This is a genomic window from Methanocella sp., from assembly GCF_035506375.1.
Classification (GTDB): domain Archaea; phylum Halobacteriota; class Methanocellia; order Methanocellales; family Methanocellaceae; genus Methanocella.
In genome coordinates this window covers 1-14,485 of the sequence record NZ_DATJPM010000078.1, presented here as the reverse complement: position 1 = coordinate 14,485, position 14,485 = coordinate 1, and the positions used below count along the sequence as shown (strand labels likewise).

General features: G+C 53.6%; 14 protein-coding genes and 1 tRNA gene. 7 read left to right on the top strand and 8 right to left on the bottom strand.

Annotated features, from left to right (window positions below):
• Together VMC84_RS10780 and VMC84_RS10775 are read left to right on the top strand one after the other, a co-directional pair.
• A partial coding sequence (locus VMC84_RS10780; RefSeq protein WP_325380492.1) for a hypothetical protein occupies positions 1–216 on the top strand: 216 nt, incomplete at its 5' end.
• A gap of 119 nt (positions 217–335) precedes the next feature.
• Positions 336–2,045 (top strand): AMP-binding protein, encoded by a 1,710-nt coding sequence (locus VMC84_RS10775; protein ID WP_325380490.1) that lies wholly within the window; start codon positions 336–338, stop codon positions 2,043–2,045.
• Between the two features lie 46 nt (positions 2,046–2,091).
• On the opposite strand, the gene VMC84_RS10770 is transcribed toward VMC84_RS10775, so the two are convergent.
• A complete protein-coding gene (locus tag VMC84_RS10770) occupies positions 2,092–2,523 on the bottom strand; it encodes a hypothetical protein (protein ID WP_325380488.1) in 432 nt (143 codons plus the stop codon).
• Between the two features lie 201 nt (positions 2,524–2,724).
• Between VMC84_RS10770 and VMC84_RS10765 the strand changes: the two genes are divergently transcribed.
• Genes VMC84_RS10765 through VMC84_RS10755 form a run of 3 tightly spaced genes read left to right on the top strand, consistent with a single transcriptional unit; the run spans position 2,725 to position 4,056 of the window.
• Positions 2,725–3,060, top strand: a complete 336-nt coding sequence (locus tag VMC84_RS10765; RefSeq protein ID WP_325380486.1) for a rhodanese-like domain-containing protein — start codon at positions 2,725–2,727, stop codon at positions 3,058–3,060.
• Complete coding sequence (locus tag VMC84_RS10760) at positions 3,024–3,338, top strand: hypothetical protein (protein ID WP_325380484.1); 315 nt, start codon at positions 3,024–3,026, stop codon at positions 3,336–3,338. Before VMC84_RS10765 ends, VMC84_RS10760 begins: the two co-directional genes overlap by 37 nt.
• The gene (locus tag VMC84_RS10755) at positions 3,316–4,056 is read left to right on the top strand and encodes a biotin/lipoate A/B protein ligase family protein (protein ID WP_325380482.1); all 741 of its coding nucleotides are present in this window, start codon (positions 3,316–3,318) and stop codon (positions 4,054–4,056) included. Before VMC84_RS10760 ends, VMC84_RS10755 begins: the two co-directional genes overlap by 23 nt.
• A 5-nt stretch (positions 4,057–4,061) precedes the next feature.
• Here VMC84_RS10755 and VMC84_RS10750 read toward each other — a convergent pair whose 3' ends face one another.
• The 5 genes from VMC84_RS10750 to lipA are packed head-to-tail and all read right to left on the bottom strand — an operon-like array spanning position 4,062 to position 9,639.
• A complete protein-coding gene (locus VMC84_RS10750; RefSeq protein WP_325380480.1) occupies positions 4,062–5,471 on the bottom strand; it encodes a dihydrolipoyl dehydrogenase family protein in 1,410 nt (469 codons plus the stop codon).
• Between the two features lies 1 nt (position 5,472).
• Positions 5,473–6,696, bottom strand: a complete 1,224-nt coding sequence (locus tag VMC84_RS10745; protein WP_325380478.1) for a dihydrolipoamide acetyltransferase family protein — start codon at positions 6,694–6,696, stop codon at positions 5,473–5,475.
• Between the two features lie 10 nt (positions 6,697–6,706).
• Complete coding sequence (locus tag VMC84_RS10740; RefSeq protein ID WP_325380476.1) at positions 6,707–7,681, bottom strand: alpha-ketoacid dehydrogenase subunit beta; 975 nt, start codon at positions 7,679–7,681, stop codon at positions 6,707–6,709.
• Positions 7,678–8,766 (bottom strand): pyruvate dehydrogenase (acetyl-transferring) E1 component subunit alpha, encoded by a 1,089-nt coding sequence (gene pdhA, locus VMC84_RS10735; protein ID WP_325380474.1) that lies wholly within the window; start codon positions 8,764–8,766, stop codon positions 7,678–7,680. Before pdhA ends, VMC84_RS10740 begins: the two co-directional genes overlap by 4 nt.
• Before the next feature lie 3 nt (positions 8,767–8,769).
• Entirely contained in the window at positions 8,770–9,639 is an 870-nt protein-coding gene (lipA, locus tag VMC84_RS10730) for a lipoyl synthase (protein ID WP_325380472.1), read from the bottom strand.
• Between the two features lie 222 nt (positions 9,640–9,861).
• Between lipA and VMC84_RS10725 the strand changes: the two genes are divergently transcribed.
• Together VMC84_RS10725 and VMC84_RS10720 are read left to right on the top strand one after the other, a co-directional pair.
• A tRNA-Gln gene (locus VMC84_RS10725) sits at positions 9,862–9,934 on the top strand.
• Between the two features lie 333 nt (positions 9,935–10,267).
• Positions 10,268–12,682 carry a PAS domain S-box protein gene (locus tag VMC84_RS10720; protein WP_325380470.1) on the top strand — a complete coding sequence of 805 codons (2,415 nt, stop codon included), beginning with the start codon at positions 10,268–10,270 and terminating at the stop codon, positions 12,680–12,682.
• 215 nt (positions 12,683–12,897) lie between these two features.
• Here VMC84_RS10720 and VMC84_RS10715 read toward each other — a convergent pair whose 3' ends face one another.
• Together VMC84_RS10715 and VMC84_RS10710 are read right to left on the bottom strand one after the other, a co-directional pair.
• On the bottom strand, positions 12,898–13,362 hold the full coding sequence (locus VMC84_RS10715) for a hypothetical protein (protein ID WP_325380468.1): 465 nt from the start codon (positions 13,360–13,362) through the stop codon (positions 12,898–12,900).
• A 25-nt stretch (positions 13,363–13,387) separates the two neighbouring features.
• Positions 13,388–13,981 (bottom strand): hypothetical protein, encoded by a 594-nt coding sequence (locus VMC84_RS10710; protein ID WP_325380466.1) that lies wholly within the window; start codon positions 13,979–13,981, stop codon positions 13,388–13,390.
• Positions 13,982–14,485: the final 504 nt, after the last annotated feature.

The following is a 14,485-nucleotide window of genomic DNA, read 5'->3' as shown; positions in this document are numbered from 1 at the left end:
GTTATTAATAGAGTAAATACAATTAAACCGTTACAAGAAAATGAACGAGCTTATATAAAGAAATGGGTTTTTAAATTAATAATAGTTAAAGATTCAATATATTATTATTCATCATTCTACTCAATAAGCGAAAGATATTTTAATGATACTTTTCTAAAATCCATAACGCCTTTCGGCCGCATTTCGGGCGATGTTTATCCTTGGTATTCAGGGTAAATTTAAATACGGGAAGCCATATCGATAGAATGACATATGCTGTCATATATCAGGCTGTCGCCCAAAAAGAAAATATGCGGCCGCCTATTGAGGCATAAATATAATCGGACGGGACGGAAATGCCAGGAAAAGTATCCCTAAGCTATGCGTTCAGGGGTTCGGAAAAGCCGCTGATCGGCAAGACGATCGGCGATATGTTCGACGAGGTCGCCGAGACCTACCCCGACAACGACGCTCTTGTATCGCTTCAGCAGGGTAAGCGATACACCTATCGCGAGTTCCAGAAGGAGATCAACAGGATAGCTAAGGGTTTATTAAGCTTAGGCTTCAAGAAAGGCGACCGGGTCGCTATCTGGGCTACGAACATTGCCGAATGGGTCATGGTCCAGGTCGCGACGGCAAAGGCGGGCATCATCATGATCAACGTTAACCCGGCCTACCGTACCCACGAGCTCGAGTACGTGCTGCGCCAGTCCGAGACCCAGGCGTTACTTCTCATTGACAGGTTCAAGACGTCGGACTACGTCGGCATGATCAACGAGGTCTGCCCCGAATTAAAGGCCTCGAAGCCGGGACAGCTTAACTCCGAAAACCTGCCTTTCCTGAAGACTGTCATCCTCATCCGGGGCGAGAAGCAGCCCGGCATGCTCACCTGGGACGAGCTGCTCAGGATGGGCGACGACATGCCGGATGGCGTGCTCTGCGGCCTGCAGTGTGCCCTGGACTTCGACGACCCCATCAATATCATGTATACTTCGGGCACGACCGGCTTCCCCAAGGGCGTCGTCCTCACGCACCATAACCTGGTCAATAACGGCTACTTTATCGGCGAGTGTATGAGCTTCACCGACAAGGACAGGCTATGCATCCCGGTGCCTTTCTATCACTGCTTCGGCATGGTGCTGTCCAACCTGGCCTGCATGACCCATGGCGCGACCATGGTGCTGCCGGCCGAGCACTTCGATCCGGTATCGACGCTCACGGCGATCGAGAAAGAGAAGTGTACTGCCGTCCACGGCGTCCCCACGATGTTCATCGCCGAGCTGGAGCACCCGGACTTTAAAAAGTTCAACCTCAGGACCCTGCGCACCGGCATCATGGCGGGCTCGCCCTGCCCCATCGAATACATGAAAAAGGTCAGCACGCTCATGAACATGAATGAGGTCGTTATTACCTATGGTCAGACTGAATCGTCGCCGGGCCTCACGATGTCATCGACGCACGATCCGCTCGATAAGCGCGTCTCGACCGTCGGGCAGCCCATGCCCCACTGCGAGCTAAAGATCGTTGATCCCAAGACCGGAAAGATGGTCCCCCGGGGCCAGCCTGGCGAGATCTGCGCCCGGGGCTACATGATAATGCGGGGCTATTATAGGAATAAGGAAGCGACTGACCTGGCGATCGACGAGGAGGGCTGGCTACACACGGGTGACCTGGGCACTCTCGATGACGAGGACTACTGTAAGATAACCGGCCGCCTGAAGGACATGGTCATCCGGGGCGGAGAGAACATTTACCCGAGAGAAGTGGAAGAGTTCCTCTACGAGCATCCGGCCATCAGCGACGTGCAGGTCATTGGCGTCCCCGACATGAAGTATGGCGAAGAGCTCGTGGCCTGGGTCAAGCTCAAGGGCGATACGGCCGTGACGTCCGATGAGATCAAGGAATTCTGCAGGGGCAAGATCGCCCACTACAAGATACCCCGGTATATCAAGTTCACGGACGAGTTCCCCATGACCATCTCCGGCAAGATCCAGAAGTACAAGATGCGGGAGATCTCCACGAAAGAGCTTGGGCTGGAAGACGTGGCGAAGATCAAGACTGCATAAATTTTTTTAAACGACTTTGAGGATGGCTCCCCAAAGTCGTCTGGCTTTATTTCATGACGGCAAGCTTCGGCATCTGCATGCCCTTTGCCATGCTCGCGGGCGACTTCATGCTCACTTCGACGTTACCCAGCGCCTTGATGGCATCGCCGATGCCCTGCGTCGGTACGGACATGCCCGCTGTCGAAGGCGCCTTGATAGTGGCTTTGGCCGCTTTCTTGCCGGTATTGATGTTCTTAGTTACGTTGCCCATCGTCTGCTTGGCCATGTACTTCGCGTAGGCGTCCATAAGCTGGCTCTGCTTCGCGATGTCCGAGCTGCCGGATGTCAGCTTCTTCTGGATGTCGTTCAGCGTTGCCTTGGACTTGCCGATGCTCGTTTGACCCAGGATGTTACTGGTGGTCATCGCGAAGCCCGCCTGGGATGCCGTGAAAAAGGCCAACAGCAGTAAAATGACCAGGGCTACCCCTATTTTCCTCATAATATTACCTCCTCAATTACCCACACCCCGGTATCACCCAGGGTATACTCTGTTTACAAAATATATTGCGTCAATTATATATTTATGAATTAGTGGGCAGAACTTCGGAGAAATGGCCATTATATATGTGACTTTAACGGTTTTCCCGCAGGCCACAAACTTTTATTGTATACATACATATATAATTATCAAGGTGATGCGATGGCGACCGAGCAGATCAAATTCATCAGCCTGCCGCACTTAAAGCGGACCCTCGAGGGCAGCGGGCCGTTCAAGCTGATCGACGTGCGCGGCCGTGAGGACTATGCGAAGGAGCACATCAAGGGAGCGATATCCCTTCCGCTGGACGAGCTGGATAAGGCTAAAACACTTTTTAAGCCCGCCGAAGAGCTCATCGTCTATTGCGACAGCTTCGTCTGTTCGGCGAGCAGCAGCGCGGCAAAGATGCTGGCAAAAATGGGCTTTATGAACGTCCGCGATTATAAGGGCGGGATACGGGAATGGAAGATGAGCGGCCTGCCGACCGAGAGCTCGTGACGGAAGCGAAGGCGCCGGGCGGCAAGCTGGCCCGGCTACGCATAGATGAGATGGGCAATGTCATGCTGTCAGGGGACTTTTTTATATATCCCGGGGAAGGCATCCTCATAATTGAAAATACACTTTCCAGTCTCCGCGGCGATGAGCCGCTCGACGCCGTCGTGTCAGCCCTCGAGGCGGCGGTCAGCGAGAACCGGCTTCAGCTTGTGGGCCTGGACGTCCCCATCATAGCCCGATTGTACCGGGGTGCCGTCGATGTGGCGGGTCATAGATCTTAACTCTTATTCCGCGGCCGAGAACATGGCCATCGACGAGGCGATCTCCTCGCTGGTCAGAGAGGATTTGTCGCCCCCGACGATACGCTTTTACCGGTGGTCTCCCGGCGCCGTGACCATTGGCTGTTTCCAGTGTGCGGGCGACGAGATCGACCTGGACGCCTGCCGCAGGCTGGGCATCGACTTCGTGCGGCGCGGGACGGGCGGCGGCGCCGTCTACCACGATCCCGCCGGCGAGATCACGTACGCGGTCATCGCCCCCGAATCGCTCTTCTCGAAGGATATCCGGGAATCGTATCGGGAGATCTGCTCCTGTCTGATACGCGGGCTTGCCGGCATCGGCATCGAAGCATCTTTCCGGCCGATCAACGATGTCATCGTAGGCGGCCGTAAGATCTCCGGGAGTGCCCAGATGCGAAGGCAGGGCGTCCTGACCCAGCATGGCACCATCCTCTATGGCCTGGACCGCTCGACGATGTTCTCGGTGCTCAAGCCCTCAAAACTCAAACTTTCCGATAAGCCCGCCGCCATGTTCGGTGATGGCGTCGCCTGTGTCCGGGAATTATGCGGCGCATCCATGGAAGACCTGTATGATGCCTTACTCAAGGCTTTTACCATGGGAAAGGAATGGGAGTTCGGGGAACTCAGCGAAGCGGAACATTCCCTTGCCGGGGAAAATATCCGAAAATACGAAAGCTACGAATGGAACTTTTCCAGATAATACGCCTATTTTCTTTCAGTGATGCTCGTCGACATGCCGATGGCATCGGCGCACGCCTCCCGCACCGCCTCGCATAAAGTCGGGTGCGGGTGAAGGGTCAAAACGACATCCTCCAGTCGAGCTCCCATCTCGATGGCGAAGGCACCCTCCTGGCAAATATTGAATACATCGGGCCCTACGGCATGAATCCCGAGTATCCGGTGAGAGATTTTTTCGGCGATGACTTTTACGAAGCCGGACGTCTTTCCCGTTGAAACGGCCTTACCACTGGCCGTGAACGGGAACCTGCCCACGATAGTTTCGATGCCCGAGTCCCGTGCTTTTTCCTCTGAATATCCTGTCGAGGCGATCTCCGGGTCTGTCGAGATCGTTAAAGGCGTCGCAAAATAGTCCGGCAGGCCAGGCTTCCCCGCCAGTATATCCGCCAGAGACTGCCCCTGCCTGTATGCCGTACAGGCGTTTCCATGCATGCCGCACACGTCTCCGATGGCATAAATAGAAGGGTCGCCGGTCCGATAGTTCTCGCCGTCCTCGATAAAACCGTCCCGGACGGTCTTCACGCCCGTATTTTCCAGGCCCAGGCCGTCCGTATTGCCGATCATCCCGTTATCCGGAATGAGCTTGGCCGCCTTGATCGTCTCTTTCTTACCGCCGCTATCAAAGTCAATATACACATTATCGCCGGACTTTTTTACATTCCAGGAGGAGGCGGAGTAGATACCCACGCCATTATCTCTGAACTTTTTCAGCACAGGCTCAAGGATCTCCTCGTCCAGGAACGATAATATCAGGTCGCCCTTATGGACGATAGTGAATTTCTTCCCCTGCGACGCCATGAGGGCCGCGATCGTTAGGGCCGCATAGCCGCCGCCCAGTATGACCGTCCCCTCGTCGGGCATATCCAGCGCCTCGTCCGGATTAATGACCAGGCTGCCGTCAAAGGGAAGGCCAGGCAAAGGCTTATGCCTGCCACCGGTCGCAATGACCGCCCGCTTAAATTGTACGTGCTGCGTGCCCGAAGGGCCGTTAACGACCGCCCTGGACGATGAAAGGAACGCGCAGGAGCCTTCCATGATTTGGACACCGCTGCCCGTACACAGCTCCCGGATGCCTGTTTCCAGCCTTTTTACGACCGAGTCCTTCCATTCGAGCGCTTTCTGGCGGTCGACTGAGACGGCATCCGCCTTCAGGCCCATGGAGGCTGCACCCTTATAATCCCCGGCCAGACGGTAAACGTTTAGCAGCGTCTTGACGGGTATACAGCCCTTATGCAGGCACACGCCGCCCAGCTCGTTCTTATTTATGAGCGTCACATCGAGGCCCTGGCGGGCCGCTGCGATCGCGCAGGTATAGCCGGCGGGCCCGGCCCCTACTATGAGCACGTCCGTGCCTGTCTCGATATCCCCGACGACCATGCTACACCATACTCACTAGCAATTGCTCCGGGTCTTCCAGGAACCGCTTCAGGTCGTTCAAGAAGCGCTGGCCGTCCGCGCCGTCCACGATGCGGTGGTCGATGGTGAGCGGCAGGTACATGACCTTTCGGATGACGATATTACCGTCCACGACCCTCGGCATATCCCGTATCTGCTGCATCTCGAGGATCGCTACGTCTGGATAGTTGACGATGGGCGTTGAAAAGAGCCCGCCGATACTGCCGATGTTCGCGATGGTGAACGTGCTGCCCTTGAGCTGTTCCACGCCGATCTTGCCGTCCCGCGTCAGCTCGATGATGTGGACGAGCTCCTTTGAGATATCAATTAAGCTCTTTTTGTCGGCGTCCTTGAGGACCGGGACGATCAGGCCCCGGTCGGTATCTACCGCAATGCCGATATTGTAGTATTTTTTTATGACGATCTCGCCCTTCTCCTCGTCTAAACTGGAGTTTAGTACAGGGTGGGCTATGAGGGCGGCGACCACGGCCTTGACAAAAAAGGCGAGGTAGCTGATTTTGGCCTCCCCGCCCAGCTTTTTATTTATGCGCTCACGTATTTCTACGAGCTTAGTCAGGTCGGCGTCGTCGACCAGCGTCACCTGGGCGGTATGCGATACGGAGCGCATCATGTTCTCCGATATAGTCCTCCGGATGCCCCGGAATGGTATGCGCTCTTCTCTGCCCATGGCTTTCTGAGGAGCCGGCGCCGGCGGAGCCTCCGGCTTTTTCTCCACGGGCATCTGTGCCGCACTTTTCACGTCCTCGTCGGTGATACGGCCCATGGGCCCGGTGCCTTTAATGGTATCGATGTCGACACTAAGCTGTTTCGCCAGCATCCGGGTAGCGGGCGTAGCAAGGGCCGGTACTTTCTTCGCTTCGGCTGGCGGCGGTGGCGCCTGGACCTCGGGCTTACGGGCTTCCTGCGCTGTCTCTTCGGCCTTCGGCTGTGCTGGCGCCTCCGGCGCCCCTTCTTCTTTGATGACGGCGATTACTTCGCCGACATTGACCTTATTACCCTCAGGTGCCCTGAGGTCCTCGACAATGCCGGTAACGGGCGACGGAAGCTCGACCACGGCCTTATCGGTCTCGACCTCGGCGATGGTCTGATCCTCCCCGACCTTCTCCCCCTTCCTCACGTGCCATTTCTTGATCTCGCCGGACGTTATGCCCTCGCCCAGGTCGGGCAGCTTGAACTCGTATGCCAATCTTTCACCTTCAAAAACTCATGACTTCCCTTGCCGCCAGTACGACCCGATGCGGGTCAGGCAGGTACTCGTCCTCCAGCTTATAGAGCGGGAACCGGATATCATAGCCGGATACCCGTAATATCGGCGCTTTAAGGTACAGCATTGCTTCCTCGGAGATGATGGCGCTCAGGTCGGAGCCGAAGCCCGATATCCTGTGCGCTTCCTCCACGATGACTACTCTGCCCGTACGCTTCACGGAGTTTAAGACCTCCTCCTTATCCAGCGGCTTCAGCGTCCGAAGGTCGACGACCTCGGCGCTGATGTTCTCCTTCCGCAGCAGTTTTGCCGCCTCCAGGGAAACATTGACCATGGCCCCCCAGGCAAGTATCGTCAGGTCTTTGCCCTGCAGAGCCACGCGTGCCTTTCCGATGGGCACTGTAAACTCGCCTTCGGGCACATCTTCCCGGAAGGCCCTGTATAATCGTATGTGCTCGAGGAAAACGACTGGATCCGGGTCCCGGATCGCAGAGATCAGCAAGCCCTTCATGTCGGTCGGCGTACAGGCCGCGACGACTTTCAGGCCCGGGATCTGTACGTAGATGGTCTCGTCACTCTCGCTGTGGTGCTCCAGCGCCCGCACGCCGCCGCCGAATGGCATTCGCACGACCATGGGCACGTGGAACCTTCCCATGGAGCGCTGCCGCATGCGCGAGGCATGGGACATTAGCTGGTCATATGCGGCCAGCACAAACCCGGAAAATTGTATCTCCGCGACGGGCTTCATCCCGTTCAGAGCCAGCCCGACTGCCGTACCCACGATGCCGTTCTCCGATAGCGGCGTATCGACCACCCTGGCCTTGCCATATTTTAGCTGAAGGCCGGCCGTGGCCCGGAAAACGCCGCCTTCCCGGCCGACGTCCTCGCCTATGACCATTACCGAGGGGTCGCGTCCCATCTCGTACATCAGCGCGTCATTTACGGCCTGGACGTTATTCATCATCATTGTCCGCCGCCTCCCGAGACTTTCTTAAAGTAATTGAGCTCATCCTCCAGGTAGGCGGGCACCTGCGCGAACACGTTTTTAACGAGGCCCTCGAACTTCGGCGGCGGAGCCTGCTCCGCCTCTCTGGCTGCTGCATCGACCAGGCTATCGATCTCTTCGATGAGCGCCTTATCCCTGGCGTCATCCCAGAGCTTTTTTCTCGCCAGGTAGTTCCTGAACCTGGGGACCGGGTCATTTTCCCTTTTAAGCTTTTCCACCATTTCTTTATCACGATAAAGGTCGGGGTTATCGGCCGTCGTGTGCGGCCCGAAACGATAGCAGAGCGCCTCGATGAGCGCCGGGCCTTCGCCTTTCTTCGCCCGGTCGAGAGCATCCTTCGCCAGCACGTAGGAAGCAAGCACGTCCATGCCGTCGAGGCGGTAGCCCCGGATGCCGTAGGCGATGGCCTTTTGCGCGATCGTCTCCGCATGCGTCTGCAGGACTACCGGCGTCGAGATGGCGAAGCCGTTGTTCGAGCACAGGAAGACGGCGGGGACCTGAAAGACGCCCGCGAAGTTCAGGGCCTCGTGGAAGTCGCCCCGGGACGTGGCCCCGTCGCCAAAATAGCATAAGAAGGCGTTCTTTTCCTTTCGAATATTCGCCGCCCAGGCCATGCCCGTAGCGTGCAGCATCTGGCTGCCCACGGGGATGGATATAGGGAGGCAGTTCACACCGTCGGGGATCCGGTTACCAAGGTCGTTGCCCATCCACATCATGTATTGGAGCTTCATGGGCACGCCCCTGGCCATCATGGCCCCGGCCTCACGATACGAGGGCACCATCCAGTCCGCGTCGTCCAGCGCGAAGGCGCTGCCGACCTGCACTGCCTCCTGGCCGCTCAGCGGCGGGTATGTCCCCATGCGGCCGGCCCTCTGAAGCTTTATCGCCTTCTCGTCGAACATCCGGGCCTGCACCATCATCCGGTACATTTTAACGAGCATATCCGGCGGCAGGCCCGGGTCCAGCTCGTTCGCCGTCCCATCCTGGTCTATGATATGAAATGTCTCTCCTTTTTCGAGCCTGTACAGGTATTGGTCGTCGAGCATCCTCTATCGTTCCTTAAAATATTCGGCCGCGCGATAGGAGCTCCTGACGAATGGCCCCGCGGCGACGGCCCTGAATCCCAGCGACTCGGCAAAGGCCTTCAGCCGCCCGAACTCTTCCGGGGATACATACCGCTGGACGGGCAGGCAGGTATCACCGGGACACAGGTACTGGCCCATGGTGAGCACGTCCACGCGAGCTTCGTGAAGCCTCCGTATCGTCTCCTTCACCTCGTCCTCCTCTTCGCCGAGCCCGAGCATGATCGAGGATTTTGTCCGGACGCCCGGCTCATAGCGTTTTACGTTCCTCAGGACGTCGATCGAGCGGTAATACCCGGCCTTCCGGTCCCGTGCCGTCGGCGATATCCGCTCCACGGTCTCGACATTATGGGCGATCACGTCGGGCCCCGCATCGATGACCTTTCGCAGAAGGTCCACGCGGCCGGCGAAGTCCGGTATGATCACCTCGACCCGTATATCCGGAGACAGCGTCTTTATTGCATGAATACAGGCGGCGTAATGGCCGGCCCCATAGTCCTCCAGGTCGTCCCTGTCGACAGATGTCATGATCACGTATGATAGCCCCAGCTTTTTTACGGCTTCTGTGATGGCGGCCGGCTCCTCGGGGTCGATCTCCTGCCCCTGCCGCGCATGCGCGACCGCACAAAAACGACAGGCACGAGTGCACACGGCCCCCAGGATCAGGAAGGTGGGCGAGCCTTTATCCCAGCATTCGAAAGTATTAGGGCATTTTGCGCTCGTGCAGACCGTATTAATGCCCAGTTCTGCCAGCGTCTTTTTAACGATCCTATATTTCTCAGTCTTCGGCGGCTTTATCCTTAGCCAGTCGGGTTTTTCTTCGATGAACTCTTGCATAATAATATTATTTTATGTGAAATATATAATTAACTTTCCCGCTTTGTCTCTGGCTAAACGGGAAGTATTCGCCTGTTTAGTGAGTCGGCCATCCTGTGTTTTATATTAAGTATTCAATAAGCGCTTATCGAATAAATGTTTTACTTCCCGGGACCTGAGAGCAGCATAACCGTGATAAGCGAAAACATTATATGGTAGCATACAACATTATGGTTGCAAAATAGCCCCGTAGTGTAGTGGTCAATCATCGGGGACTCTGGATCCCTGGACTTCGGTTCGAATCCGAACGGGGCTATCCCACGATAGGTAATAGCCCTTCCAGCCCGGAAGGGCGATTTTTCCATTTTTCAGCCCACTTTTATCAAGTTTAAATAAATAAAAAACCAGCTTTACTTTTTTGTAAGTAATGATGCTTTTAATATCGCATTGAGATAACTTTCGGTGGATGATCGATGTCTTCCCAGTGTCCTCGATTGGATGGTATAATAATTTGGGTCAGCAGATCGAAGAAAAGTTCTTCCTGAAGGCGCCAGTAAGTAGATTGAGATTCGTTATATCTGCATATCACGACATTATTATATATTTTAAGGGCTAACACTTGTTGTTTAGTGATTGGCGGTCGTTGGGTATGGCTGCGAAACCAGGGCCCAAGAAGAAGTCTGGAGGTACTCGTGGTAGTGTAGGTGCCGGAGACAAGGACAGGCTAATCGATGAGTTAAAAAATCGTATCGCTATTCTGGAAAATGAGCTCAGGTTAAAGCAGGAGGATGTCAGTCCATCGGATGTTTGCGAGCGCAAGTGGGCCGAGGATTGGCTGTGGGAGAGTGAGGAAAAGTATCGTCGGCTGGTTAACGAGATTAGTGACTGGATTTGTGAGGTCGACGAAAACTTCGTGTGCACGTACACGAGCCCGAGGATCATGGATGTGCTTGGGTACGAGCCTGAAGACGTCGTTGGCAAATCGGCGTTCGATTTTATGCCACCCGGAGAAAAAGACCGGTTGTTCAAGGCGATCGACACGGGCATTGCTTCGAAGGACGGGTTTGATTACATCGAGAGTGTCCTGATCAGGAAAGATGGCAGCAATATCATCGTGGAAATCAAAGGTAAGCCAATCGTTGATCGGCGCGGTCGGTTTCAAGGTTATCAGGGTGTGATCCGGGATATCACCGAGCGCAAGCGGGCCGAGGAGGCGTTGCGGGAGAGCGAGGAGAAGTTCCGGCTGATGGCCGATTTTACCAAGGATTGGGAAAGCTGGATGAGCCCGAGAAGAGAGTATGTCTATGTTTCGCCATCCTGCGAGCAAATGACCGGGCATAGTGCAGACGAGTTCTATCGTGACCCTGGCCTGCTGATCAAGCTGATTCACCCGGATGATCGGGCAGCATACGAGGGTCATAGAAGCGATTACGTTAAGAGTATGTATTTCATCGGAAGCATCGATTTCCGGATCGTGTTGGCGAATGGGGAAACCCGCTGGCTCAACCACTTATGTCAGCCCGTGTTCGGAAGGAATGGTGAGTGGCTCGGCCGGTGGGCAAGCAACCGGGACATCACTGATAGAAAGATGGCTGAGATAGCACTGCTGGAGAGTGAGGAAAGGTACCATAGCATCATTAAGCAATCATCGAGCGGGTTTCTCCTGATCGACAATTGTGGCACCATCATCGATTTCAACCCGGCGGGAGAAGAGAGCACGGGGCTCTACGCTGCAGACTGGCTCGGAAAATATGTATGGGATTTTAATGTTGAATTGATGCCGACGGGCGGGAGGACTCAGGCGATGCGCGAGCAGATGAAAGCAGAAATAATGGATCTCTTCCGGACCGGGTCCTCGCCCTGGATCAACAATCCGTGCGACATTATGCTACAGCGCCCCGATGGTAAAAGGCGGATAGTCCAAATAATGGTCTTCCCTATCAGAACCTCGAATGGTATGAATTTCGGTGCGTTCATTTGCGACGTCACTGATCGCAGGCAGGCCGAAGAGACCCTGAGGTTAGCGCAGTTTACCCTGGAAATCTCAAGTGACATGGTCGTATGGCTGGATTCGGAAGCAAGGATCATCTATGTCAATGATGCTGCCATCAAGGCGTTGGGCTACACCCGTGAAGAGATCCTATCTATGAGAGTCCCCGACGTGGACCCGAGTTTCTCCCTGGAAAGCTGGCCGGTGTTCTGGCGGGAGGTTAGGGAAAAGGGCCACCTCTTGATCGAGTCAACGCACAGGTCCCGAGATGGCCGTATTTACCCGGTTGAGATCACGGTCAATTTTATCAGATCCGGGGATAAAGAGTTCATTAGCTCGTCAGGAAAGGATATCACCGAACGCAAACAGGCCGAGGCAGCGCTACTAGATTCCAAAGAGCAAGCCGAGCTCTACCTGGATTTGATGGGCCACGACATCAATAACATGCACCAGATCGTGCTCGGCTACCTGGAGTTGGCCGAGGGGATGGCCATGGGGGATAGTCAGAGAGATATGCTCAGGACATCTATCGAGGTGTTGCAGCGGAGCGCCCGGCTGATCCAGAATGTGAGGAAGCTGCAGAGGCACAGGGATGGGTTGTTCCAGACGTGCAGGGTTGATGTGGCCGGTGTCGTGTCGACGGTGCAGCGGGAGTTCGGGGATGTGCCCGATAAGCCCGTCGTGTTGAACCTGAACGGCCGGGAGCACTATTATGTCCGGGCGAACGAATTGCTGCATGACGTGTTCGCGAACCTGGTGAGCAACTCGATCAGGCACACGAACACGCCGGCACAGATTGTCATCGACGTGGACCGGGTCGCTGAGGATGGCCGAGCTTGCTGCCGCGTCATCGTCGAGGACGACGGCCCGGGCATCCCCGACGAGAAGAAAGGCCACATATTCAACCGTATGCATAAAGGCTCGACGAGGGGCATGGGCCTCGGACTCTACCTGGTCAAATCGCTCGTGGACAGCTACGGCGGCCGGGTCTGGGTCGAGGACCGTGTCGTGGGCGACCACGCGAAGGGCGCCCGGTTCGTGGTCATGCTACCCACAGTTAAGAGTCAGCCGTAATCAAAGATAGGATGACATTGTTGAATAGATTCGCTCTTATGATCTGCAGATTAAAATCTTTATACCATCCATTCGAGGACACTGGGGAAACTTTGATTATGGAGTCTAAGTCTCCACAGTTATTACATTTACATTCTTAGTATTCATTATATTCTAACGATTTACGACAAAATGGACAAATATAATATACCCTCTCACTCATGATATCAACTCAGTTACCGGGAAAATGGATCATCATTCGGTGCATTTGGACCCAATAATTTTGCGAAAGGTTCGGTTAATAATATGTTTACGGGTACGCCCATTTCTTTTAACTTCTCGACTACCTTGGAAAAGCTTTGTGTGTACAAGCTAGTGAAATTAATCTTGTTTTCTAGTGGCACACCATCATATCTATTGTAACTGCCTTGTACTGATTGTTCCGTCATTAATGATTTTAGCTCGAGCTTCCTCTGTATTTCACTGGGATTATTCGATATAAACTCAATGGAACCCGTTGAAAAAGCGCCTTGCGGAACATAGTAGTTCACCTTTTCTATATCTTTAAGAAGGATTGTTTTTTTACCAGGGATATTAAGATCTTCATATTCGTGCCAATCATAATGTGTAATAACAATCCTATTTTCAAAAAGTTCAACCGAAGCAAAATGACCTGTTGCACTTGCTATAATATCGCTCATTATATCACCATAAGAAATTTTCATTTTATCCCGTGCTGAACCACACACCGTCTTTTCCGTTATAGTCCCTGTCAAATACGATGAGCGGGTGCTGTTCGTCCTGAGCTGCTTCTAGGCAGACCCATCCTTCAACCGTACCGCCACTGTATAGTTCGCCATCAATTGACGGGTCATATGTCCAATAATTGTTTTCGAAAACACGGCCCCCATCGTGTGATGTCGCCCTAAAATCATAGTTATATATTTTAAATGATTCACCACTAATGGTTGATGAAAGTATAGTTATTTTGAACTTAGCAAGAAGAAAGTCATCTGTCGTGCTTGTCGGCTTTTCAAAACTATTCTTTTCCAACATATTATCATTAGCATTTTCCCCTTTCGTTACATCCTCGAGTGTGATACTGTAGGTCGATCCATATAGGCTCGATGCCCAATCTTTCGGTGTATATGTGACAGTTGTGCCTAATGGTGCGGGGTTTTCTTTACTAAGACCAATTGTATTCGTTATTGGTTGGATAGTAGGTGTTGATGTTATCTGGCTTCCAGTGCAACAACAACATCCAGCTACCGATATAGTAATAATTAACAATAATATAGATGCTATGTATGTTAATTTCAAAATTATCCCCCATTCGATTTTTAATACTTTATAATCAAAAGTTAATTTAAAAGATTTCTCTATATACTATTTATTGTCAATAGATTACTTCAAAACCGAACGGGGCTTTATTCGATACCTAAAAAAAGGGGTAGGTCCCAGTCTAACTTTTCATTATGAACGCATATCCAAGAGATATGAGTCCAGAAAATATTAGAAGAGCGACTCCTAATGTCGTCTGGCCAAGGAGAATGAATATGACGCCCCCAATGCCGACGGCCGCAGGGCCTGTACCAGCCGAAAGCCCACTCATATGCTCACCAGTTCCCCGAACTCGGATATGTTTAGCTCCATTTTGACGAGACTATCCTGCTGGCCGATTATCCTGTTCAAGTTAATGTCGGCCTCCCGAACGGCTCTAAAACACTAATAATTAGAAACACGAGAACGGCATGTATTTCCAGTTATACATGCTGTCTCTCGTGTTTCAATCCCTTTCGGGAGGCTCGTGCCTTCGGGAGGCTT

What these genes read in the sequence shown, in the direction of transcription:
- lipA (WP_325380472.1), bottom strand. Translation starts at nt 9,639, where the DNA reads ATGCAAGAGTTCATCGAAGAAAAACCCGACTGGCTAAGGATAAAGCCG.
- VMC84_RS10720 (WP_325380470.1), top strand. Translation starts at nt 10,268, where the DNA reads ATGGCTGCGAAACCAGGGCCCAAGAAGAAGTCTGGAGGTACTCGTGGT.
- pdhA (WP_325380474.1), bottom strand. Translation starts at nt 8,766, where the DNA reads ATGCTCGACGACCAATACCTGTACAGGCTCGAAAAAGGAGAGACATTT.
- VMC84_RS10770 (WP_325380488.1), bottom strand. Translation starts at nt 2,523, where the DNA reads ATGAGGAAAATAGGGGTAGCCCTGGTCATTTTACTGCTGTTGGCCTTT.
- VMC84_RS10715 (WP_325380468.1), bottom strand. Translation starts at nt 13,362, where the DNA reads ATGAGCGATATTATAGCAAGTGCAACAGGTCATTTTGCTTCGGTTGAA.
- VMC84_RS10755 (WP_325380482.1), top strand. Translation starts at nt 3,316, where the DNA reads ATGTGGCGGGTCATAGATCTTAACTCTTATTCCGCGGCCGAGAACATG.
- VMC84_RS10765 (WP_325380486.1), top strand. Translation starts at nt 2,725, where the DNA reads ATGGCGACCGAGCAGATCAAATTCATCAGCCTGCCGCACTTAAAGCGG.
- VMC84_RS10775 (WP_325380490.1), top strand. Translation starts at nt 336, where the DNA reads ATGCCAGGAAAAGTATCCCTAAGCTATGCGTTCAGGGGTTCGGAAAAG.
- VMC84_RS10750 (WP_325380480.1), bottom strand. Translation starts at nt 5,471, where the DNA reads ATGGTCGTCGGGGATATCGAGACAGGCACGGACGTGCTCATAGTAGGG.
- VMC84_RS10760 (WP_325380484.1), top strand. Translation starts at nt 3,024, where the DNA reads ATGGAAGATGAGCGGCCTGCCGACCGAGAGCTCGTGACGGAAGCGAAG.
- VMC84_RS10740 (WP_325380476.1), bottom strand. Translation starts at nt 7,681, where the DNA reads ATGATGATGAATAACGTCCAGGCCGTAAATGACGCGCTGATGTACGAG.